The following is a 20,740-nucleotide window of genomic DNA, read 5'->3' on the forward strand; positions in this document are numbered from 1 at the left end:
TAGCACGCGGGTTCTGCCCGGTGCTCACCCCCGCTTCAGGCGGTGCCGCCCACCGTCATGCGGTCGATGCGCAGCGTCGGCTGGCCGACGCCCACCGGCACGCTCTGGCCTTCCTTGCCGCAGGTGCCGACGCCGGTGTCGAGCTTCATGTCGTTGCCGATCATCGACACCCGGGTCAGCGCGTCCGGCCCGTTGCCGATGATGGTCGCGCCCTTGACCGGGTAGAGCACCTTGCCCTTCTCGACCCAGAACGCCTCGCTGGCCGAGAAGACGAACTTGCCGCTGGTGATGTCGACCTGGCCGCCGCCGAAGTTGGTGGCGTACAGGCCGCGGTCGATGCTGGCCACGATCTCGTCGGGCGTGCGGTCGCCGGCCAGCATGTAGGTGTTGGTCATGCGCGGCATCGGCACATGGGCGTAGCTTTCGCGGCGGCCGTTGCCGGTGGGCTTGACCTTCATCAGCCGCGCGTTCATCGCATCCTGGATGTAGCCGCGCAGGATGCCGTCTTCGATCAGGACGTTGCGCTGCGAGGGGCAGCCTTCGTCGTCGACGTTGAGCGAGCCGCGGCGGTCCGGCAGCGTGCCGTCGTCCAGCACCGTCACGCCCTTGGCCGCCACCCGCTGGCCGATCATGCCGCTGAAGGCGCTCGAGCCCTTGCGGTTGAAGTCGCCTTCCAGGCCGTGGCCGATGGCCTCGTGCAGCAGCACGCCGGGCCAGCCGGGGCCGAGCACGACGGTCATCTCGCCCGCCGGGGCCGGGCGCGACTCCAGGTTGGTCAGCGCGGCGTTCACCGCCTGCTCGACGTAGGCGTCGATGCGCTCGTCGGTGAAGTAGTTGAGGCCGAAGCGCCCGCCGCCGCCGCCCGAGCCCACTTCGCGCCGGCCGTTCGATTCGGCGATCACGGTGATGGACAGGCGCACCAGCGGCCGTACGTCGGCGGCGCGGGTGCCGTCGGCGCGCGCCACCAGCACCACGTCGTGCTCGGCGGCCAGGCCCGCCATCACCTGCACCACCCGCGGATCGCGAGCGCGGGCGCGCTTTTCGGCCTTCTCCAGCAGCGCCACCTTCTGCGTGCTGTCCAGCGTGCCGATCGGGTCGGTGGGCGCGTACAACACCCGGCTGCCGGCGGCCTGGCCATGGGCCGGCACCTTGATGCGGCGCGTCTGGCCGGCCGCCGCGATGCTGCGCACCGTGCGCGCGGCGTCGAGCAGCGCCGCTTCCGAGATGTCGTCCGAATAGGCGAAGGCGGTCTTCTCGCCGGCCACCGCACGCACCCCCACGCCCTGGTCGATGCTGAAGCTGCCGCTCTTGACGATGCCCTCCTCCAGGCTCCAGCCCTCGTGGCGGGTGGCCTGGAAGTACAGGTCGGCGTCGTCCACCTGGTGGCGGGCGATGGCGCGCAGCGCGGCGGTCAGGTGCGCGTCGGTCAGGCCGTAGGGCGCCAGCAGCGCCGCCTCGGCCACGGCCAGGCGTTCCAGGGTGGGTTCGCGGGAAATCATCGGCGGTCCTTCGCAGGCGGCACGCGCAGCACGGGCCGAGGCCATTCTAGGAGCCGGCGCCAGGGGCCGTCCTTCACAGATCTTTACCTTCAACCGCGTCGCTGTCCGACGGTGCCGCGGCGTTGAGCAGGGGCCGGCCGCGTTCACTTCCTCCATCACCGAAGGACATCCCATGAAGCGCCACGCCACCCCTTCCACCCTCCCCCTCCTGCTGGCACTGGCCGGCGCCGCCCTGGTCTTCTCAGGCTCGGTCGCGGCGCAGTCGACCACGGCGCCGCCCACAGCGCCCGGCACTGCAACGCCGGGCGTCGACAAGCGCCAGGAACTGCAGCAGCAGCGCACCGACCAGGGCGCGGCCAAAGGGCAGTTGACGCCGCAGGAACAGCAACGGCTCGAGCGCCGCCAGGGCGTCGTCGACAAGGCCGAGACCCGGGCCCAGGCGGACGGCAGCGTGACGGCGCAGGAACGTCGTCAACTGCACCGCATGCAGGACCGCAGCAGCCGCGCCATCCATCGTCAGCGCCACGACGGCCAGAAGGCCGGCGGCGGCTGACCCGAACCGGAGCGGTCTCAGCCCTCGACCGGCGGCTCGTCCCCGGCCGCGTCCCGTCGCAGCGCCAGCGCCCGCGCGTAGAGCGGCTTTCGGGGCCGGCCCGACAGGGCCGCCGCCAGATCCACCGCCTGCTTGAGCGGCAGGGCCTGCAGCAGGTCCGCCAGCGCCCGCTCGACGGCCGGCGGCAGCGCGGCGAGGGCCGTCGGCCCTTCGTCCGCCTGGCCATGCAGCACGAGCACGAACTCGCCGCGCGCGTTGTCGCGCGATTCGGCCAGCCAGCCCGGCATGTCCGCACAGGGCCGGGTGACGAAGGCCTCGAACTGCTTGGTCAGCTCGCGGCCGACGGTCAGGGGCCGGGACGGGCACAGCCTGGCCAGCGCCTGCAGCGCCTCGGCGATGCGGTGTGGCGCCTCGAACAGCACCACCGCGTCCATGTCGGCGGCCACCCGGGCCAGCGCCTGCTCCCGGTCCGCGCCCTTCGACGGCAGGAAACCGGCGAAGCGGAAGCCGCGCGCGGCCGCATCACCGGCGGCGCTGAGGGCGGTGACCACGCTGCTCGCGCCGGGCAGCGGCAGCACCCGGTGGCCGGCCTCCCGCGCCAGCGCGACCAGCCGGGCGCCGGGGTCGCTGATGGCGGGCGTGCCGGCGTCGCTGACGCAGGCCACCCGTTCGCCGGCGGCCAGCCGCGCCAGCACCGCCTGCGCGGCGGCGGCCTCGTTGTGCGCGTGCAGGGCGATCAGGGGCTTGTGCAGCCCAAGGTGGCGCAGCAGAGTGGCCGTCACCCGCGTGTCCTCGCAGGCGATGGCGTCGACCAGGCCGAGCGCGTGGATGGCGCGCAGGCTCAGGTCGGCCAGGTTGCCGATCGGCGTGGCCACCACGTACAGCGCGCAGGGCCAGTCCTGCTGGCCGCAGGCCGCGGCGGCGGCCTCGCGCAGCCGGCCGGGCAAGGAGGAATCGGTGTTCAAGACGCTGTGGAGGATGACGGCACGCCAGCGCACCGGGCAGGACGCCGAGCGGCGGGCCGAGGCGCACCTGAAGGCGCAGGGCCTGCGGCTGCTGGCGCGGAATTATCGGGTGGCCCGCGGCCCCAGCCGCCGCGGCGGCGAGATCGACCTGGTGATGCAGGCGCCCGACGGCACCGTGGTCTTCGTCGAGGTGCGGGCCCGGCGCGACGGTCGTGCCGGCGGCTCGGCGGCCAGCGTCACCGCCGCCAAGCGGCGCAGCCTGGTGCTGGCGGCGCAGCACTACCTGCTGCGCCACGCGTCGCCGCCGCCGTGCCGCTTCGACGTGGTGGCCATCGACGGCGAGCAGTTGCAGTGGCTGCCGGCGGCCTTCGACGGCGGCTGAGGCGCCTTCATGGCCAGGGGCGCCGAGGCACTGATTTATCATCCAGTGCACCATGCTTGAGCAGCGCATCCAGCAGCAGTTCTTCGACAGCGCGGACCTGATGGTGCGGGCGGCCGAGGCGCTGTCGCGGCCGCTGGCCGACGCGGTGCAGGCGGTGCTGGGCGCCATCACCGGCGGCGGCAAGCTGCTGGTGTGCGGCGGCGGCGGCTCGGCGGCGCTGGGGCACCAGTTCGTGGCCCAGCTCGTCGGCCGCTTCGAGCGCGAGCGCCCCGGCCTGCCGGCCATCGCGCTCGGCGCCGAGGCCACGCTGGCGGCCGCCGGCACCCCGCTGCCGGACGACCGCTATGCGCGCGCCCTGCAGGCCCTCGGCCAGCCCGGCGACGTGCTGCTGCTGCTGTGCGACGAGGCGCCGAGCGATCCGCTGCTGGCCGCGCTCGATGCCGCCCACGGCCAGGACATGACGGTCATCGCCCTGACGCCGGCCGCCGCGCCGGGCCTGGCGGAGCGCCTGTCCGAGACCGACGTGCGGCTGGCCGTCCCGCACGAACGCCCGGCGCGTGTGCGCGAGGTGCAGGCGGTGGTGCTGAACTGCCTGTGCGACGGCGTGGACCTGCAACTGCTTGGAGAACAAGACCCCTCATGACGCCCACCACCTTCCGATCCGTCGCCCGCCGCGCGCGCGCCCTTCCCTTGCTGGCGCTGCTGATCGCGGGCAGCGGGCTGCTGTCGGGCTGTGCGCCGCTGCTGCTCGGCGGTGCCGCCGTCGGCGGGGCGCTGATGGCCACCGACCGCCGCACCTCCGGCGTGCAGGTGGAGGACCAGGCGATCGAGCTGAAGGCGGTCAACCGCCTCAACGCCGCGCTCGGCGACCGGGCGCATGTCAGCGTCGTCAGCTACAACCTGCTGGTGCTGGCCACCGGCGAGGTGCCCACCGAGGCCGACCGCGCCACCGTCGAGCGCGTGCTGCGCGGCATCGAGAACGTGCGCAACGTGATCAACGAGACCGCGGTGATGGGCGCCAGCTCGCTGACCTCGCGCACCAACGACGCGGTGCTGACCAGCAAGGTCAAGGCGACGCTGGTCGACGCCAAGGACGTGCAGGCCAACGCCTTCAAGGTGACCACCGAACGCGGCACGGTGTACCTGATGGGCCGCGTCACCGAGCGCGAGGCCAGCCGCGCGGTCGAACTCACGCGCAGCGTCGGCGGCGTGCAGAGGGTGGTGCGGGTGGTGGAGCTGCTCACCGAGGCCGAGCTGGCCAACCTGGCACCGCCCAACCCGCGGCCGGCGCCGGCCACGGGCACCGCGCCGCGGTAAGCGGCGTCAAGCGGCCGGGTCGAGCCGGCGGATCAGGCTGGACGTGTCCCAGCGCCCGCCGCCCATCTGCTGCACGTCGCCGTAGAACTGGTCCACCAGCGCCGTCACCGGCAGGCGGGCGCCGTTGCGCTGGGCTTCGGCCAGCACCAGGCCGAGGTCCTTGCGCATCCAGTCCACCGCGAAGCCGAAGTCGAACTTGCGATCGACCATGGTCGGGCCGCGGTTGTCCATCTGCCAGCTCTGCGCCGCGCCCTTGCCGATGACCTGCAGCACCTGCTGCATGTCCAGCCCGGCGCGCTGGCCGAAGGCGATGGCCTCCGACAGGCCCTGCAGCAGACCGGCGATGCAGACCTGGTTGACCATCTTGGCCAGCTGACCCGCGCCCGGCCCGCCGAGCAGCGTGATGGCACGGCTGTAGGCCATCGCCACCGGCTTCATCGCCTCGAAGGGGGCGGCGTCGCCGCCGCACATCACCGTGAGCACGCCGTTGACAGCGCCGCCCTGGCCGCCGGACACCGGCGCGTCGACGAACTGCAGCCCACGGGCCACGGCCTGGCCGTGCAGCTCGCGCGCCACCAGCGCCGACGCGGTGGTGTGGTCGACGAAGAGGGCGCCGGGCTGCATGCCGGCGAAGGCGCCGTCGTCGCCCAGCACCACCGAGCGCAGGTCGTCGTCGTTGCCGACGCAGGCGAAGACGATCTCGGCACCGGCCGACGCCTCGCGCGGCGTCGGTGCCGACCGGCCGCCGTGTTCCTTCACCCAGGCCTCGGCCTTGGCCGGGCTGCGGTTGTAGACCGTCACCTGGTGCCCGGCGCGGGCCAGGTGCCCGGCCATCGGGTGGCCCATCACCCCGAGGCCGAGGAAGGCGACGCGGCGGGACGGAACGGGGTCGTAGGTCTTGGTGGTCATGCGCGCTCCGGATGCTGAACGCGCGCAGTTTAGGTCGGCCTACACGATCTGCAGGTGCTCGGTCCCGGAGGCCAGGTCCTTGTTGCGGGCCCGCTGGCTGTGCAGCTTGACCTGCAGGCGCAGGTCGTTGACCGAGTCGGCGTTGCGCAGGGCGTCCTCGTAGGTCACGCGGCCGGCCTCGTAGAGGTCGAACAGCGCCTGGTCGAAGGTCTGCATGCCGACCTCGCGCGAGCGCTTCATCAGTTCCTTGATCTCGCCCACCTCGCCCTTGAAGATCATGTCGCTGACCAGCGGCGTGTTGAGCAGGATCTCCACCGCCGCGATGCGGCCCTTCCCCTCCTCCCGCGGCAGCAGGCGCTGCGACACCAGCGCCTTCAGGTTGAGCGACAGGTCCATCAGCAGCTGGGCCCGCCGCTCCTCGGGGAAGAAGTTGATGATGCGGTCGAGCGCCTGGTTGGCGCTGTTGGCGTGCAGGGTGGCCATGCACAGGTGGCCCGTCTCGGCAAAGGCCACGGCATGCTCCATCGTCTCGCGGTCGCGGATCTCGCCCATCAGGATGACGTCCGGCGCCTGGCGCAGCGTGTTCTTCAGCGCCGCCTCCCAGCTCTCGGTGTCGATGCCGATCTCGCGCTGGGTGACGATGCAGTTCTTGTGCGGATGCACGAACTCCACCGGGTCCTCCACGGTGATGATGTGGCCGTAGGAGTTCTCGTTGCGCCAGTCGACCATGGCCGCCAGCGAGGTGCTCTTGCCCGAGCCGGTGGCGCCGACGAAGATGACCAGCCCGCGCTTGGTCATCGCCACGTCCTTCAGCACCGGCGGCAGGTTGAGGCCCTCCAGCGTCGGCAGCGTCGCGGGGATGGTGCGCAGCACCAGGCCGACGTGGCCCATCTGCAGGAAGGCATTGACGCGGAAGCGGCCGATGCCCTGCGGGCTGATGGCGAAGTTGCACTCCTTGGTGCGCTCGAATTCCGCCGCCTGCTTGTCGTTCATGATGGCCCGCGCCAGCGCCATCGTGTGGCCGCCGGCCAGCGGCTGCGGCGAGACCTTGTGGATGCGGCCGTCGACCTTGATCGCCGGCGGGAATTCGGCGGTGAGGAAGAGGTCCGATCCGTTGCGCGACACCATCAGGCGCAGCAGGTCGTGGATGAACTTGGAGGCCTGGTCACGTTCCATGGCGGTTTCGTCTCGGGTTCGCTTCGGGCGGCAGGCCGGCGGGGTGCGGGGTGCGGTCAGCCCGGCTCGCGGGAGAGCAGGGCGCCCAGGCGGGCGCTGGTCTGGCGCAGCCGCAGCGACAGCCGGCGCGCGACCATCGCCATCACCGCCAGCGCCAGCCGCGGGTCCTCGCCGACCATGCGGGCCAGGCTGTATTGATCCAGCACGGCCACCAGGCAACGCTGCAGGCTGACGCAGGCGCTGGCGCGCGTGCCGGCGTCGAGCAGGCTCATCTCGCCGAGCACGTCGCCCGGGCGGGCCTCGGCCAGCCGCACGCCGGCGCCCCAGGGCTGCACCCGCTCGACGGCGATGCTGCCTTCCAGCAGCACGAGCAGGAAATCGCCGAACTCGTCCTGCTCGATCAGCCGCAGCCCGGGCTGGACATGCGCGAACTGCAGGTAGTGGCGCAGCCGGCGCAGCGCCTCCTCGGGCAGCGCGGCGGCGTGGCGGTCGCTGCCCCACAGACGCAGCAGCCGATCCATCGCATCGTCGGCGTCGTGCGGTTCGGCGCGCAGCGCGATCGCGCGCACCGTCCAGCGCGCGCTGTCGTGCGCACCACGCGCCGCGTCGGTGGCAGCCGGCTGCGGCTGCGCGAGGTCGGGGGCCGGCTGCATGGGACCGCGGCCTCAGCCCGGGAAGTTCTCGGGGAACTTGGCCTTGCCGCGGGCTTCCGCGGGGCTGACGATGTTCCGGCGGACGAGGTCGGACAGGTTCTGGTCCAGCGTCTGCATGCCCAGGCTCTGGCCGGTCTGGATCGACGAGTACATCTGTGCGATCTTGGCCTCGCGGATCAGGTTCTTGATGGCCGAGGTGGCGATCATGATCTCGTGCGCGGCGACCCGGCCGGAGCCGTCCTTCAACTTGCACAGCGTCTGCGAGATCACCGCCACCAGCGATTCGGACAGCATGGCGCGCACCATGTCCTTCTCGGCGGCGGGAAAGACGTCGACGATGCGGTCGATGGTCTTGGCGGCGCTGGACGTGTGCAGGGTGCCGAACACCAGGTGGCCGGTCTCCGCCGCGGTCAGCGCCAGGCGGATGGTTTCCAGGTCGCGCATCTCGCCGACGAGGATGGCGTCGGGATCCTCGCGCAGCGCGGCACGCAGCGCGTTGGAGAACGACAGCGTGTGCGGTCCCACCTCGCGCTGGTTGACCAGGCACTTCTTGCTCTCGTGGACGAACTCGATCGGGTCCTCGACGGTGAGCACGTGGCCGTACTCGTTCTCGTTGAGGTGGTTGACCATCGCCGCCAGCGTCGTCGACTTGCCGGAGCCGGTGGGCCCGGTCACCAGCACCAGGCCGCGGGGCTTGAGCGCCAGGTCGGCGAACACCTTGGGCGCGTTCAGCTGCTCCAGCGTGAGGATTTTGCTCGGGATGGTGCGGAACACCGCGCCCGCACCGCGGTTCTGGTTGAAGGCGTTGACGCGGAAGCGCGCCAGGCCCTGGATCTCGAAGGAGAAGTCGCACTCCAGCGTGTCCTCGTAGACCTTGCGCTGGGCGTCGTTCATGATGTCGTACACCATGTCGTGGACCTGCTTGTGGTCCAGCGGCTCGACGTTGATGCGGCGCACATCCCCATGCACCCGGATCATCGGCGGCAGGCCGGATGACAGGTGCAGGTCGGAGGCCTTGTTCTTGACCGAAAAGGCCAGCAGTTGGGTGATGTCCATCGACGAACCAAAGAGGAGCCCGGGCCATTATGGCCAGCGTCCCCGCCAACTTACATCAGGTCCGTGAGCGGATCGCGGCGGCCTGCCGCGACAGCGACCGTGCCGTGGAAACGGTCACGCTGCTGGCCGTGAGCAAGACCTTCGGCGCCGACGCGGTGCGCGCCGCCCATGCCGCCGGCCAGCATGCCTTCGGCGAGAACTATGTCCAGGAGGCGCTGGACAAGATGGCCGAACTGGCCGACCTGCGGTCGCGGACCGAGTGGCACCTGATCGGGCCGCTGCAGAGCAACAAGACCCGCCCGGTGGCCGAGGCCTTCGACTGGGTGCACAGCGTCGACCGGCTCAAGCTGGCCGAGCGCCTGGCGGCGCAGCGGCCCGACGGCCTGCCGCCGCTGCAGGTCTGCCTGCAGGTCAACACCAGCGGTGAGGCGAGCAAGAGCGGCCTGGCGCCGGAGGCGGTGGCCGCGGTCGCCCGCGCGGTGGCCGCGCTGCCGCGGCTGCGCCTGCGCGGGCTGATGGCCATCCCCGCGCCGGCCGAGGGCTTCGAGGCGCAGCGGGCCCCGCACCGCCGGCTGCGCGAACTGCTGCTGGCGTTGAACGGGCAGGGCCTGGCGCTGGACACGCTGTCGATGGGCATGAGCGCCGACCTGGAGGCGGCGATCGCCGAGGGCGCGACGATGGTGCGGGTCGGCACCGCCGTCTTCGGCCACCGCCCCGCCGCGGCGGGTTGACCGGCTCGGCCGGCCTCAACCGGCGTCGGCCGTCTGCTCGTCGCCGCGGGCCAGCGCCAGCACGGTGCGCTGCAGCACCTTGGCGTCGCTGCTGGCGCGGTGGCGGTCCAGGTTGCTGGCCGCCATCACCTCGGCCTTCACCGCATGCCAGCGCTCGCAGGCCGCGGGCTCCAGCAGGGTGGCGATGCTTTCCAGCCGGAAGCTGGGCACCGCGCCGGCGGCGTCGTACAGCGTGTGCAGCCACGCGAAGTCGTGGCCCCAGCCGTCGCAGTAGACGGTCTGCCCGGCCAGCAGCTCGTTGAGCCAGCGGGTGACGACGGCCGGCGCGCGGCCATGGGCGTGCAGCGCCGCGCGCGGGATGCGGTGCACCGCCTCCGCCGCCGGGTCCCACGCCTGCCACTGCGGCTCCGGCCGCACCAGCGTGCAGAAGGCCCGGCCGTCGGCCAGCACGAAGCCGACCTCGATCGGGTAGCTGCCCGCGCCGAAGCCGGAGGCCTCGATGTCGAGCACCGCGGGCGGTGGCGCCGACAGCGCCGCGGCGACGCCCGGCATGGGCTGGTGAAGGCCGCTCATGGATCGATCTTCAGGCCGAGGCGCTCGATGACCGCGCCCCACCGCTTGGTGTCGGCCGCCACCTGCTGGCGGAACTCCGCCACGCTGCCGCCGCCGGGCTGCAGGCCCTGCGTGTCGAACTGCGCCTTCACGGCGGGGTCGGCCAGCACGGCGTTGACGTCGGCGTTGAGCTTCTGCACCACGGCGTCCGGCGTGCCGGCGGCGACGAAGAGGCCGTTCCAGATCAGGCCCTCGACGTTGGGCAGGCCGCTTTCGACCAGCGTGGGCAGCTCCTTCAGCGACTCCATGCGCTGGCGGCCGGTGGTGGCGATGAGCCGCAGCTTGCCGCCGCGTGCCAGCGGCAGCAGGGCCGGTGCCGCGGCGACCAGCGCGTCGGTCTCGCCCGCGCCCACCGACATGGCCGCCGGCGGCGAGCCGTTGTACGGCACGTGGGTGCCTTGCGCGCCGGCCTCGGCCAGCAGCAGCTCCATCGTCAGGTGCGAGGACGAGCCCAGGCCCACCGACGCGAAGTTCAGCTTGCCGGCGCGTTCCTTGGCGAAGGCGACGAACTCGCGCGGCGTCTTCACCGGCAGGTTGGCGTTGACCGCCAGCACGTTGGACTGCAGCGTGGTCATGACCACCGGCAGCAGGTCCTTCGCCGGGTCGTAGGGCAGCTTGCGGTAGAGGAAGGGTGCGAACGCGATCGGCCCGTTGAAGCCGACCGCGATGACATGGCCGTCGGGCGGCGCCTTGGCCGCCACGTCCACGCCGAGCAGGCCGCCGGCGCCCGGCTTGTTCTCCACCACCACCGGCTGGCCCCAGCGGTCCTTGAGCTTGTCGGCCAGCAGGCGGGCGATGACGTCGAGCGAGCTGCCGGGGGGCGCGGGCACGACGATGCGGACGGGCTTCGATGGCCAGGCCGGCTGGGCCCAGGCCGCGGGCGCGGCGATGCCGGCGGCGAGCAGGCTGACGAGGGTCGTTCTTCGTTTCATGGGGCCATGCTAGCGGCTGCGGTGGGTGGCCTGAACAAGGGCGCACCCGGCCCGCCCCGGCTCACGGGTACAGGCCCCGCTCCTGCCGGGCCATGAGGATGCGCTCGCAGGCCACCGCGAAGGTGGCCGTGCGCAGGCTGATCTTGTGCCGGTCGGCGGTGGCCCAGATGTGGCGCAGCGCCTCGACCATGATCTTGTCCAGCCGCACGTTGATCTCGTCCTCGGTCCAGAAGAAGCTGGAGAAGTCCTGCACCCATTCGAAGTAGGACACGGTGACGCCGCCGGCGTTGCAGATCACGTCCGGCACCACCAGCACGCCGCGGTCGGTGAGCACGTCGTCGGCTTCGGGATGGGTCGGGCCGTTGGCGCCTTCGAGCACCAGCCGGGCCTTGGTGCGGCGGGCGCGGTCCTCGGTCAGCACGCCTTCCAGGGCCGCCGGGATGAGGATGTCGCAGTCCACGTCCCAGAAGGCCTCGTCGGGCAGCGTCTCGGCCTTGGCGAAGCCCGCCACCTGGCGCTCGCGCGCCACGTGCGGCATCAGCTCGGCCATGTCCAGCCCGGCGGGGTGGACGATCGTGCCGCTGTGGTCCTGCACGGCGACGATCTTCGCGCCCGCGCCGGTGAACAGTTCGGCCGCCGACGAGCCGACGTTGCCGAAGCCCTGCACCGCCACCCGCGCGCCGTCCAGGTTCAGCCCGATGCGCCGGGCGGCCTCGCGGCCGCAGACGAAGACGCCGCGGCCGGTGGCCTTGACCCGGCCCAGCGACCCCCCAGGTGCACCGGCTTGCCGGTGACCACGCCGGTCGCCGTGGCGCCGACGTTCATCGAGTAGGTGTCCATCATCCAGGCCATGATCTGGCCGTTGGTGTTGACGTCCGGCGCGGGGATGTCCTGCTGCGGGCCGATGATCAGCCCGATCTCGCTGGTGTAGCGGCGCGTCAGCCGCTCCAATTCCTTCAGCGACAGCTGCCGCGGGTCGACGCGCACGCCGCCCTTGGCGCCGCCGAAGGGCAGGTTGACGGCGGCGTTCTTGATCGTCATCCAGCCGGCCAGCGCCATCACCTCGTCCAGCGTCACCTGCGGGTGGTAGCGGATGCCGCCCTTGCCGGGTCCGCGTGACAGGTTGTGCTGCACTCGGTAGCCCTCGAAGTGGGCCACCGTGCCGTTGTCCAGCTCGATCGGGATGTCGACAATCAGGGCCCGCTTGGGCCGCTGCAGCGTGTCCGCCCAGCGGGCGAGCGGACCCAGGTAGGGCAGCACCCGGTCGATCTGCGACAGGTAGGTGGCCCAGGGCCCGTGCGCATCCTGGCTGACGTAGGACAAGGGGTTCGGCATGGCGCCTCCTGGGGCAAAGTGGATGGGCCTATTTCAACAGCCCGGCGACCTTCGCACATGCCCGGGCGGCATCGCCCCATGCCCCTAAACTGACGCCATGAACGCACCCACCCTGGCCTTCGTCGGCGGCGGCAACATGGCCGGCGCCATCCTGGGTGGCCTGCTGCAGGACGGCCGGCCGGCGAATGGCGTGCTGGTGGTGGAGCCGCACGCGCCGGCGCGGGAGGCGCTCACCACCCGCTGGCCCGGGCTGCAGGTGCTGGCACAGGCCGATGCCCGGCTCGCGGACGCGGCGCTGGTGGTGTGGGCCGTCAAGCCGCAGCTCTTCCAGGCCGCGGCGGCGCCCTGCCGGCCCTTCGTCGGCCAGGCGCTGCAGCTCAGCGTGATGGCCGGCCTGCGCAGCGACGCCATCGCCGCGGCCACCGGCAGCGCGCGGGTGGTGCGCTGCATGCCCAACACCCCGGCGCTGATCGGCCAGGGCATGACCGGTCTCTTCGCCCGCGATGCCGTGAGCGACGACGAACGCGGCCAGGTCGAGCAGGTGCTGTCGCCCACCGGGCAGCTGCTGTGGGTGCGTCGCGAGGCGGACCTGGACGCGGTGACCGCGCTCTCCGGCTCCGGCCCGGCCTATGTCTTCTACTTCGTCGAGGCCATGGTGCAGGCGGCCGAGGCGATGGGCCTGACGGCCGACGAAGGCCGCCGCCTCGCGCTGGCCACCTTCGCCGGCGCCGCCGCCCTGGCGCAGCGGTCGGCCGAGCCGCCGGCGGTGCTGCGCGAGCGCGTCACCTCCAAGGGCGGTACCACGCACGCCGCGCTGACGCTGCTCGAATCGCGCGCCGTGAAGCAGCACTTCATCGACGCGCTGCAGGCCGCCCGGCAGCGGGCGGTGGAACTGGGCGACGAGTTCGGCCGCGCCTGAGCCGCGCCTGAGCCGCGCCGTCAGCGCAGCGCGTGGTCGAGCGCCACGCCGGCGAACACGGCGAAGCCCAGCCAGTGGTTGAGCCGGAAGGCCTTGAAGCAACCCTCGCGGCTGCGCTCGCGGATGAGGCGGAAGTGCCAGGCGGCCTGCGCCGCCGCGGCCGCGACGCCGAGCAGGAACCCCTTGCCCAGGCCCTGGCCGAGGCCCAGCCAGGCCCAGCCGGCCAGCGACACCGCGTAGAAGGCCATCACCGCCGCCACGTCGAAGCGGCCCAGCGTCAGCGCCGACGTCTGGATGCCGATGCGGACGTCGTCGTCGCGGTCGACCATGGCGTACTCGGTGTCGTAGGCCAGCACCCAGAACAGGTTGGCCGCCAGCAGCCACCAGGCGAGCGCCGGCACCTCGCCGCGCACCGCGGCGAAGGCCATCGGGATGCCGAAGCTGAAGGCCACGCCCAGCACCGCCTGCGGCATCGACACCCAGCGCTTGGCGAAGGGATAGGCGACGGCCACCGCCAGCGCGGCGAAGCTCCAGGCGATGGTGGCGGCGTTGGTGGTCAGCACCAGGCCGAAGGCCAGCAGCGCCAGCACCGCGCCGAGCGCCAGCGCCTCGCGCGGCGCCAGCGCGCCGCGGGTCACCGGCCGCTGTGCGGTGCGCTTGACGTGCCGGTCGAAGTCGCGGTCGGCGACGTCGTTGACGCAGCAGCCGGCGCTGCGCATCAGCACGGTGCCCAGCGTGAACACCGCCAGCAGGTGCCAGCCGGGAAAGCCGTCGGCGGCGATCCACAGCGCCGACAGCGTCGGCCACAGCAGCAGCAGCCAGCCGGCCGGGCGGTCCCAGCGGACGAGGTCGAGGTACAGCGCCGCGCGGCTGGCCACCGGGGAGGGATGCGAGGCGGAGGTCACCCGGCGATTATCGAAGCGCCGGCCTGGCGCGCCGCTCAGCCGTCCAGCTGCTTCTGGAACATCAGGCCCGCGTGCTCGCGCAGCGCGTGGAAGCGGATCTTCGGCCAGTTGTCCTGCATGGCGCGCAGCTCGCCGGCGTATTCCAGCAGCACGCAGGGCGCGTCCACCGCGTCCAGCGCCACGCGGTGGGCGTTGTGGTCGATGAAGCGCTTCAATTCGCGCTCGTCGGCCGTCGGGCCCTCGCCGGTCTCGCAGGTGACCCAGCGCGCGACGTTGTAGCGCGCGGGCGTGATGCGGGCCTTGACGCCGTACTCGTGCTCCAGCCGGTGGGCGACCACCTCGAACTGCAGCTGGCCGACGGCGCCGAGCAGCAGCAGCGTCGCGGCGACGGGGCGGAAGACCTGGATGGCGCCTTCCTCGCCCAGCTGCGTCAGGCCGGCGCGCAGCTGCTTGGTGCGCAGCGGGTCGGCCACCTCCACCGAGCGGAACATCTCCGGCGCGAAGAAGGGCAGGCCGGTGAACTGCAGCGGCTCGCCTTCGGTCAGCGTGTCGCCCAGCTGCAGCACGCCGTGGTTGGGGATGCCGATGATGTCGCCGGCGAAGGCCTCGTCGAGCAGTTCGCGGCGCTGGCTGAGGAAGCTGACCACGGTGTTCGGCCGCAGCTCCTTGCCCGAGCGCACCACCTTCAGCCGCATGCCGCGGGTGAAGTGGCCCGACGCCACGCGCACGAAGGCGATGCGGTCGCGGTGCGCCGGGTCCATGTTGGCCTGGATCTTGAAGACCACGCCGCTGAACTTCGGCTCCTCGGGCCTGACCTCGCGCTGGATGGCCGCCCGCGGGCCGGGCGCCGGCGCCAGGTCGACCAGCGCGTCGAGCACCTCGCGCACGCCGAAGTTGTTCACCGCCGAGCCGAAGAACATCGGCGTCTGCCGGCCGGCGAGGAAATCGGCCTCGTCGAACGGCGGCGCCGCCTCCTGCACCAGCTCGACCTCGCCGGCCGCCTGTTCGTACACCTCGCCGAAGCGGGCGGTCAGCGTGGTGGTGTCGGCGGCGTCGATCATCTCCTCGTCGCCGCCCGCACGGTCCTCGCCCGGCGAGAAGACGCGCATCTGCGACTTGCGCAGGTCCAGCACGCCGCCGAAGAACTTGGCCATGCCCACCGGCCAGGTGAAGGGCACCACGCTCATGCCCAGCTCGCGCTCGATCTCGTCGAACAGGTCCAGCGGCGCCTTCACCTCGCGGTCCATCTTGTTGACGAAGGTGAGGATGGGCGTGTTGCGGGCACGGCAGACCTGCAGCAGCCGCCGCGTCTGCGGCTCCACGCCGTTGGCCGCGTCGATCACCATCAGCGCGGCGTCGACCGCGGTCAGCACCCGGTAGGTGTCCTCCGAGAAGTCCTGGTGGCCCGGCGTGTCGAGCAGGTTGATGACGCAGTCGCGGTACTCCATCTGCATGACGGAGGACGCCACCGAGATGCCGCGCTGCTTTTCGATCTCCATCCAGTCCGACGTCGCGTGCCGGCTGGCCTTGCGCGCCTTGACGCTGCCGGCGATCTGGATGGCGCCGGAGAACAGCAGCAGCTTTTCCGTCAGCGTCGTCTTGCCGGCGTCGGGGTGGGAAATGATGGCGAAGGTGCGCCGGCGGCGCACCTCGGGCTGGAGGTCGGTGGACATGGGGCGGGCCCGCGTCGGCGGGCGCGTGAAGCTCCCGCGGGGCCCGCGGGACGAAGCCCGGGATTATCGGCGGCGGCGCGGCGCCGCCGGTCTTCAGGCCTTGCCGTTCAGGAACGGCTGCACCGCGTCCATCACGCGGTCGGCCCAGGCGCCGCCCTCGCCGACCGGGGCCAGGCCCTGCAGCTGGCGGCGGGCCACCGCCTCGCCGCCGCGCTGGGCGATCAGCCAGGTGGCGGCGTACAGCGAGGCCAGCGGTCCCGCGGCGGTGGCCACCGGGCCGCGGGCGTGGAAGGGCTCGTCGACGACGAGCACACCGTTCTCGATCAGGAAGGGCTTGAGGCTGGCGTCGGCGCAGGCCGGCATCTCGCCCATCAGGCCCAGCCGGGCCATGAGGAGGGCGCCGCCGCCCAGGCCGACGATGGTCTGGCGGGTGGGGTCCAGCCGCAGGCGGTCGACGATCTCCGGGGTCTCCGCCACCGCGCGGGAGTACAGCGTGTGGCCGATCACCACCGCCTCGGCCTCGAGCGCGAACTCCAGCGGCTGCTGCGCCGTGACCGTGACGCCGTCGCGCGAGGTGACGCGGTCGGTGGGGGCGGCGATCACCGCCTGCCAGCCTTCGGCCCGCAGGCGGTTCACCAGCCCGAAGACGAGGAAGGTGTCCGGCTCGCTGAACCCGTCGAAGGTCAGGATCGCGACCCGCACCGCCGCCGGCGGCAGCGCCTGCGCCACCGCCTGCTCGGCCGCCTGCGGCGGCACCTGCGCGTCGGCATCGGCGGCCGCCATGGCCGGCCTCAGCCTTCCAGCAGGGAGCGCAGCATCCAGGCGGTCTTCTCGTGAATGTCCATGCGCTGGGTCATCAGGTCCGCGGTCGGCTGGTCGTTGGCGGCGTCGGCCGCCTTGAACACGGTGCGCGCGGTCTTGGCGACCGTCTCATGGCCCTTCACCAGGATGCGGACCATCTCCATGGCCGGCGGCGACGCCTCGGGCGGGTCGCCCACCGCGTTCAGGCGACCGAACTGGGCGTACGAGCCCGGCGCGTGGTGGCCGAGGGAGCGGATGCGCTCGGCCACGTCGTCGATGGCGTTCCACAGCTCGGTGTACTGCTCCATGAACATGGTGTGCAGCGAGGTGAACATCGGCCCGGTGACGTTCCAGTGGAAGTTGTGCGTCGTCAGGTACAGCGTGAAGGTGTCGGCCAGCAGCTTGGACAGGCCTTCGGCGATCTCGCTGCGGTCGCCGGCGCTGATGCCGATGTCGATCGACGAGGTGGTCGCGGGGGCGGCCCCTCCGGCCACGGCGATGCCGCTCTCGGCGGCGTGCTTGTGCTTGTGCTTGCCCATGCGGAATCCTTCAGATGGCGATGGTGAACCGGCCAACTGTAGTGCCTCGGACGTGAAATGCCCGCCGCCGGCCGGCGGGCCGGACGGCGGGCAATGCCGCGCCCGCGTGTCAGCGGATGCTGACGGCGCTCACAGCAGGTCGTAACGGTCGGCGTTCATCACCTTGGTCCAGGTGGCGACGAAGTCCTTGACGAACACCGGACCGGAATCGCTGCTGCCGTAGTGCTCGGCGATGCCGCGCAGCACCGCGTTGGAGCCGAACACCAGGTCCACCACCGTGGCCGTCCACTTGCGCTCGCCGGTCTGGCGGTCGCGGCCCTCCAGCACGTGCGGGTTCGCTTCGCTGCGCTGCCAGGCGGTGCGCATGTCCAGCAGGTTGACGAAGAAGTCGTTGGTCAGCGCCCCCGGGCGGTCGGTGAAGACACCGTGCGCGGTGTGGCCGTGGTTGGCGCCCAGCACCCGCAGGCCGCCGACCAGCACCGTCATCTCCGGCGCGCTCAGCGACAGCAGTTCGGCCTTGTCGACCAGCAGTTCGGCCACGTCGCCCTCCAGCCCCTTCTTGACGTAGTTGCGGAAGCCGTCGGCACGCGGCTCCAGCACGGCGAAGGACTCGACATCGGTCTGGTCCTGCGAGGCGTCGGTGCGGCCGGGCGTGAACGGCACCGTGACGTCGTGGCCCGCCTTTTTCGCCGCCGCCTCGATGCCGGCGCCGCCGGCCAGCACGATGAGGTCGGCCAGCGAGACCTTCTTGCCGCCGGACTGCGCGTCGTTGAAGGCCTTGCGCACGCCCTCCAGCGTGGCGAGCACCTTCGACAGCTCGGCCGGCTGGTTGACCTCCCACTCCTTCTGCGGCGCGAGGCGGATGCGCGCCCCGTTGGCGCCACCGCGCTTGTCGCCGATGCGGAAGGTCGAGGCCGAGGCCCAGGCGGTGGTGACGAGCTGCGACACGCTGAGCCCCGAGGCCAGCACGGCGGCCTTCAGCGTGGCCACGTCCTGCTCGTCGACCAGCGGGTGGTCCACCGGCGGCACCGGGTCCTGCCAGATCAGCACCTCCTGCGGCACCAACTTGCCCAGGTAGCGCGGGCGCGGGCCCATGTCGCGGTGGGTGAGCTTGAACCAGGCGCGGGCGAAGGCGTCGGCGAACTCGGCCGGGTTGGCCATGTAGCGGCGCGAGATCTTCTCGTAGGCCGGGTCGACCCTCAGCGCCAGGTCGGCGGTGGTCATCATCGGCGCATGGCGCTTGTTCGGGTCGTGCGCGTCGGGCACGGTGCCGGCACCGGCGCCGCCCTTGGGCACCCACTGGTGGGCACCGGCGGGGCTCTTCGTCAGCTCCCACTCGTAGCCGAACAGCGTCTCGAAGTAGCTCATGTCCCAGGTCGTCGGGGTGGGCGTCCAGGCGCCTTCGATGCCGCTGGTGGTCGCGTCCGCACCGATGCCGGTGCCGTGGCCGTTCTTCCAGCCCAGGCCCATGTCCTCGACGGCGCCACCCTCCGGCGCCACGCCGACCAGCGCCGGGTCGCCCGCGCCATGGCACTTGCCGAAGGTGTGGCCGCCGGCGACCAGCGCCACCGTCTCCTCGTCGTTCATCGCCATGCGGGCGAAGGTCATGCGGATGTCGCGCGCCGAGCCCAGGATGTCCGGCTTGCCGTCGGGTCCTTCGGGGTTGACGTAGATGAGGCCCATCTGCACCGCCGCCAGCGGGTTGGCCAGCTCCCGCTCGCCGCTGTAGCGGCTGTGCTCCTTGTCGCTGGTGGCCAGCCACTCGGTCTCCTTGCCCCAGTCGATCTCGGCGCCGGGCTCCCACACGTCGGCCCGCCCGCCGGCGAAGCCGAAGGTCTTGAAGCCCATCGATTCCAGCGCGACGTTGCCGGCCAGCACGATCAGGTCGGCCCAGGACAGCTTGTGGCCGTACTTCTGCTTGATCGGCCACAGCAGCCGTCGCGCCTTGTCCAGGTTGCCGTTGTCGGGCCAGCTGTTCAGCGGCGCGAAGCGCTGCGCGCCGGTGCCGGCGCCGCCGCGGCCGTCGGCGACCCGGTAGGTGCCGGCCGAGTGCCAGGCCATGCGCACGAACAGCGGGCCGTAGTGGCCGTAGTCGGCCGGCCACCAGGGCTGCGAATCGATCATCAGCGCGTGCAGGTCCTTGACCACCGCGTCCAGGTCCAGCTGCTGGAAGGCGTGCGCGTACTTGAACTCCTCGCCCATCGGGTTGGCGCGGGTGGAACTCTGGTGCAGCACGGCCACGTCCAGCGCATCGGGCCACCAGTCCTTGTTGCGGCGGGCACGGGCCGAGGCGTTCTTCTGCGCGGCGCTGCCCGAGAACGGGCACTGGGCTTCGGTCGACATGTGGAGGCTCTCCTTCAACGGTCCGGTCATTGACCGGCAGAGTCTAGGAGTGCCGTGCAGTCGACTCAATCAAACCGTGGCAATCGGCCCGATAGCCGCCGGGGGCGGCGGCCACCTCAACCGGTCAGGCGTTTGACCCCGTCCAGCTGGCAGGCGTAGATGGCGTTGCGCAGGGCCGCGATCGCCTCGTAGCGGGTGAAGGTGCGGCGCCAGGCCAGCACCACCCGGCGGGTGGGCACCGGCGGCTCGAACGGCACGTAGCGCACCAGCGGCGCGGCGCCGCCATCCCGCGCCACCGACAGCTGCGGCACCACCGTCACGCCCATGCCCGAGGCCACCATGTGCTTGATGGTCTCCAGCGACGAGCCCTCGAAGCTCTTGCGGATGCCCTCGGCGTCGCTGGAGAAGCGGGCGAACTCGGGGCACACCTCCAGCACATGGTCGCGGAAGCAGTGGCCGGTGCCGAGCAGCAGCATCGTCTCCTTCTTCAGCACCTCGGCGCTGATGCTCGTGCGCTTGGCCAGCGGGTGCTGGGCCGGCACGGCGACGACGAAGGGCTCGTCGTACAGCGGCGCGATGGCCAGGCCGGTGTCCGGGAAGGGCTCGGCCATCACCGCGCAGTCGAGCTCGCCGGTGCGCAGCATCTCCAGCAGCTTGACGGTGAAGTTCTCCTGCAGGATGAGCGGCATCTGCGGCACGCGCTCGATCGCGTTCCTCACCAGCTCGGGCAGCAGGTAGGGCCCGATGGTGTAGATGATGCCCAGCCGCAGCGGCCCGGCCAGCGGGTCCTTGCCGCGCTTGGCGATCTCCTTGATCGCCTGCGCCTGCTCGATGACCTGCTGGGCCTGGCGCACGATCTCCTCGCCCAGCGGCGTGGCGCTGACCTCGCTGGCGCCGCGCTCGAAGATCTTGACGTCGAGCTCCTCTTCCAGCTTCTTGATCGCCACGCTCAGCGTCGGCTGCGAGACGAAGCAGGCCTCGGCCGCACGCCCGAAGTGCTTCTCGCGGGCCACGGCGACGATGTAGCGGAGTTCGGTGAGCGTCATGTCACCGCATTCTCGAACAGCCGCCCGTGGCTCAGGCGCGGGCGCCGAACAGCAGCGCCAGCCCGATGGCGGCCGGCACGGTCTGCACGAACAGGATCTTGCGCGCCGCGGTGGCGGCCCCGTAGAGGCCGGCGACGGCCACGCAGGCGAGGAAGAACACCTTCACGCCGAAGCCGGCCGGCCCGAGCCACAGGCCCCACAGCAGGCCGGCGGCGAGGAAGCCGTTGTACAGCCCCTGGTTGGCGGCCAGCACCTTGGAGGCACGCGCGGCGTCGAGGCTCTGTCCGAAGGCACGCAGCCCGGCCGGCCTGTCCCAGAGGAACATTTCCAGCACCAGGATGTAGACGTGCAGCAGCGCGACCAGCGCCACCACCGCGTCGGCCAGCCAGGCCAC

Annotated in this window: 21 protein-coding genes and 1 pseudogene; 6 read left to right on the forward strand and 16 right to left on the reverse strand. The window is 72.0% G+C overall.

Going from position 1 to position 20,740, the window contains the following annotated elements; translation table 11 throughout:
• Nucleotides 1-35: 35 nt before the first annotated feature.
• On the reverse strand, nucleotides 36-1,499 hold the full coding sequence (gene tldD / locus LRS07_RS02520) for a metalloprotease TldD (RefSeq protein WP_260500456.1): 1,464 nt from the start codon (nucleotides 1,497-1,499) through the stop codon (nucleotides 36-38).
• A 172-nt stretch (nucleotides 1,500-1,671) separates the two neighbouring features.
• On the opposite strand from tldD, the gene LRS07_RS02525 reads away from it, so the two are divergent.
• Nucleotides 1,672-2,052, forward strand: a complete 381-nt coding sequence (locus tag LRS07_RS02525; RefSeq protein ID WP_260500457.1) for a hypothetical protein — start codon at nucleotides 1,672-1,674, stop codon at nucleotides 2,050-2,052.
• 17 nt (nucleotides 2,053-2,069) lie between these two features.
• Here the strand turns inward: LRS07_RS02525 and rsmI are convergent, their stop codons facing one another.
• Nucleotides 2,070-3,017, reverse strand: coding sequence for a 16S rRNA (cytidine(1402)-2'-O)-methyltransferase (rsmI, locus tag LRS07_RS02530; protein ID WP_260500458.1), 948 nt, complete (start codon nucleotides 3,015-3,017; stop codon nucleotides 2,070-2,072).
• 13 nt (nucleotides 3,018-3,030) lie between these two features.
• Between rsmI and LRS07_RS02535 the strand changes: the two genes are divergently transcribed.
• The 3 genes from LRS07_RS02535 to LRS07_RS02545 are packed head-to-tail and all read left to right on the forward strand — an operon-like array spanning nucleotide 3,031 to nucleotide 4,716.
• Complete coding sequence (locus LRS07_RS02535; protein ID WP_260502018.1) at nucleotides 3,031-3,399, forward strand: YraN family protein; 369 nt, start codon at nucleotides 3,031-3,033, stop codon at nucleotides 3,397-3,399.
• Between the two features lie 52 nt (nucleotides 3,400-3,451).
• Nucleotides 3,452-4,042, forward strand: coding sequence for an SIS domain-containing protein (locus LRS07_RS02540; protein WP_260500459.1), 591 nt, complete (start codon nucleotides 3,452-3,454; stop codon nucleotides 4,040-4,042).
• On the forward strand, nucleotides 4,039-4,716 hold the full coding sequence (locus LRS07_RS02545) for a BON domain-containing protein (RefSeq protein ID WP_260500460.1): 678 nt from the start codon (nucleotides 4,039-4,041) through the stop codon (nucleotides 4,714-4,716). The genes LRS07_RS02540 and LRS07_RS02545 overlap by 4 nt, the downstream gene beginning before the upstream one ends.
• A gap of 6 nt (nucleotides 4,717-4,722) precedes the next feature.
• On the opposite strand, the gene LRS07_RS02550 is transcribed toward LRS07_RS02545, so the two are convergent.
• Genes LRS07_RS02550 through LRS07_RS02565 form a run of 4 tightly spaced genes read right to left on the reverse strand, consistent with a single transcriptional unit; the run spans nucleotide 4,723 to nucleotide 8,510 of the window.
• The gene (locus LRS07_RS02550) at nucleotides 4,723-5,625 is read right to left on the reverse strand and encodes an NAD(P)-dependent oxidoreductase (protein WP_260500461.1); all 903 of its coding nucleotides are present in this window, start codon (nucleotides 5,623-5,625) and stop codon (nucleotides 4,723-4,725) included.
• 39 nt (nucleotides 5,626-5,664) lie between these two features.
• Nucleotides 5,665-6,801 carry a PilT/PilU family type 4a pilus ATPase gene (locus LRS07_RS02555; protein WP_260500462.1) on the reverse strand — a complete coding sequence of 379 codons (1,137 nt, stop codon included), beginning with the start codon at nucleotides 6,799-6,801 and terminating at the stop codon, nucleotides 5,665-5,667.
• Between the two features lie 56 nt (nucleotides 6,802-6,857).
• A complete protein-coding gene (locus tag LRS07_RS02560; RefSeq protein WP_260500463.1) occupies nucleotides 6,858-7,454 on the reverse strand; it encodes a Crp/Fnr family transcriptional regulator in 597 nt (198 codons plus the stop codon).
• Nucleotides 7,455-7,466: 12 nt separating this feature from the next.
• Nucleotides 7,467-8,510 carry a type IV pilus twitching motility protein PilT gene (locus LRS07_RS02565; protein ID WP_260500464.1) on the reverse strand — a complete coding sequence of 348 codons (1,044 nt, stop codon included), beginning with the start codon at nucleotides 8,508-8,510 and terminating at the stop codon, nucleotides 7,467-7,469.
• 29 nt (nucleotides 8,511-8,539) lie between these two features.
• Here LRS07_RS02565 and LRS07_RS02570 point away from each other — a divergent pair, with 29 nt between their 5' ends.
• Nucleotides 8,540-9,241 carry a YggS family pyridoxal phosphate-dependent enzyme gene (locus tag LRS07_RS02570; protein ID WP_260500465.1) on the forward strand — a complete coding sequence of 234 codons (702 nt, stop codon included), beginning with the start codon at nucleotides 8,540-8,542 and terminating at the stop codon, nucleotides 9,239-9,241.
• Nucleotides 9,242-9,256: 15 nt separating this feature from the next.
• Here LRS07_RS02570 and LRS07_RS02575 read toward each other — a convergent pair whose 3' ends face one another.
• From LRS07_RS02575 to LRS07_RS02585, 3 genes and pseudogenes are all read right to left on the reverse strand, one after another.
• Nucleotides 9,257-9,814 (reverse strand): 3'-5' exonuclease, encoded by a 558-nt coding sequence (locus LRS07_RS02575; protein ID WP_260500466.1) that lies wholly within the window; start codon nucleotides 9,812-9,814, stop codon nucleotides 9,257-9,259.
• Complete coding sequence (locus tag LRS07_RS02580) at nucleotides 9,811-10,785, reverse strand: Bug family tripartite tricarboxylate transporter substrate binding protein (RefSeq protein WP_260500467.1); 975 nt, start codon at nucleotides 10,783-10,785, stop codon at nucleotides 9,811-9,813. Before LRS07_RS02580 ends, LRS07_RS02575 begins: the two co-directional genes overlap by 4 nt.
• Before the next feature lie 61 nt (nucleotides 10,786-10,846).
• Nucleotides 10,847-12,120 (reverse strand): annotated as a pseudogene (locus tag LRS07_RS02585) (Glu/Leu/Phe/Val family dehydrogenase).
• 97 nt (nucleotides 12,121-12,217) lie between these two features.
• On the opposite strand from LRS07_RS02585, the gene proC reads away from it, so the two are divergent.
• Nucleotides 12,218-13,039, forward strand: a complete 822-nt coding sequence (gene proC / locus LRS07_RS02590; protein ID WP_260500468.1) for a pyrroline-5-carboxylate reductase — start codon at nucleotides 12,218-12,220, stop codon at nucleotides 13,037-13,039.
• Nucleotides 13,040-13,059: 20 nt separating this feature from the next.
• On the opposite strand, the gene ubiA is transcribed toward proC, so the two are convergent.
• The 7 genes from ubiA to LRS07_RS02625 all read right to left on the reverse strand — a co-directional run bounded on the left by ubiA (nucleotide 13,060) and on the right by LRS07_RS02625 (nucleotide 20,740).
• Nucleotides 13,060-13,944 (reverse strand): 4-hydroxybenzoate octaprenyltransferase, encoded by an 885-nt coding sequence (ubiA, locus tag LRS07_RS02595; protein ID WP_260500469.1) that lies wholly within the window; start codon nucleotides 13,942-13,944, stop codon nucleotides 13,060-13,062.
• 35 nt (nucleotides 13,945-13,979) lie between these two features.
• Nucleotides 13,980-15,617 carry a peptide chain release factor 3 gene (locus tag LRS07_RS02600; RefSeq protein ID WP_260500470.1) on the reverse strand — a complete coding sequence of 546 codons (1,638 nt, stop codon included), beginning with the start codon at nucleotides 15,615-15,617 and terminating at the stop codon, nucleotides 13,980-13,982.
• Nucleotides 15,618-15,710: 93 nt separating this feature from the next.
• The gene (locus LRS07_RS02605; RefSeq protein ID WP_260500471.1) at nucleotides 15,711-16,400 is read right to left on the reverse strand and encodes a helix-turn-helix domain-containing protein; all 690 of its coding nucleotides are present in this window, start codon (nucleotides 16,398-16,400) and stop codon (nucleotides 15,711-15,713) included.
• 8 nt (nucleotides 16,401-16,408) lie between these two features.
• The gene (locus LRS07_RS02610) at nucleotides 16,409-16,957 is read right to left on the reverse strand and encodes a Dps family protein (RefSeq protein WP_260500472.1); all 549 of its coding nucleotides are present in this window, start codon (nucleotides 16,955-16,957) and stop codon (nucleotides 16,409-16,411) included.
• Between the two features lie 129 nt (nucleotides 16,958-17,086).
• A complete protein-coding gene (gene katG, locus LRS07_RS02615) occupies nucleotides 17,087-19,300 on the reverse strand; it encodes a catalase/peroxidase HPI (RefSeq protein ID WP_260500473.1) in 2,214 nt (737 codons plus the stop codon).
• A 116-nt stretch (nucleotides 19,301-19,416) separates the two neighbouring features.
• Complete coding sequence (locus LRS07_RS02620; protein ID WP_260500474.1) at nucleotides 19,417-20,346, reverse strand: hydrogen peroxide-inducible genes activator; 930 nt, start codon at nucleotides 20,344-20,346, stop codon at nucleotides 19,417-19,419.
• Nucleotides 20,347-20,377: 31 nt separating this feature from the next.
• Nucleotides 20,378-20,740, reverse strand: a complete 363-nt coding sequence (locus LRS07_RS02625) for a DUF1304 domain-containing protein (protein WP_260500475.1) — start codon at nucleotides 20,738-20,740, stop codon at nucleotides 20,378-20,380.

The sequence above is a fragment of the Aquabacterium sp. J223 genome (assembly GCF_024666615.1).
GTDB lineage: Bacteria > Pseudomonadota > Gammaproteobacteria > Burkholderiales > Burkholderiaceae_C > J223.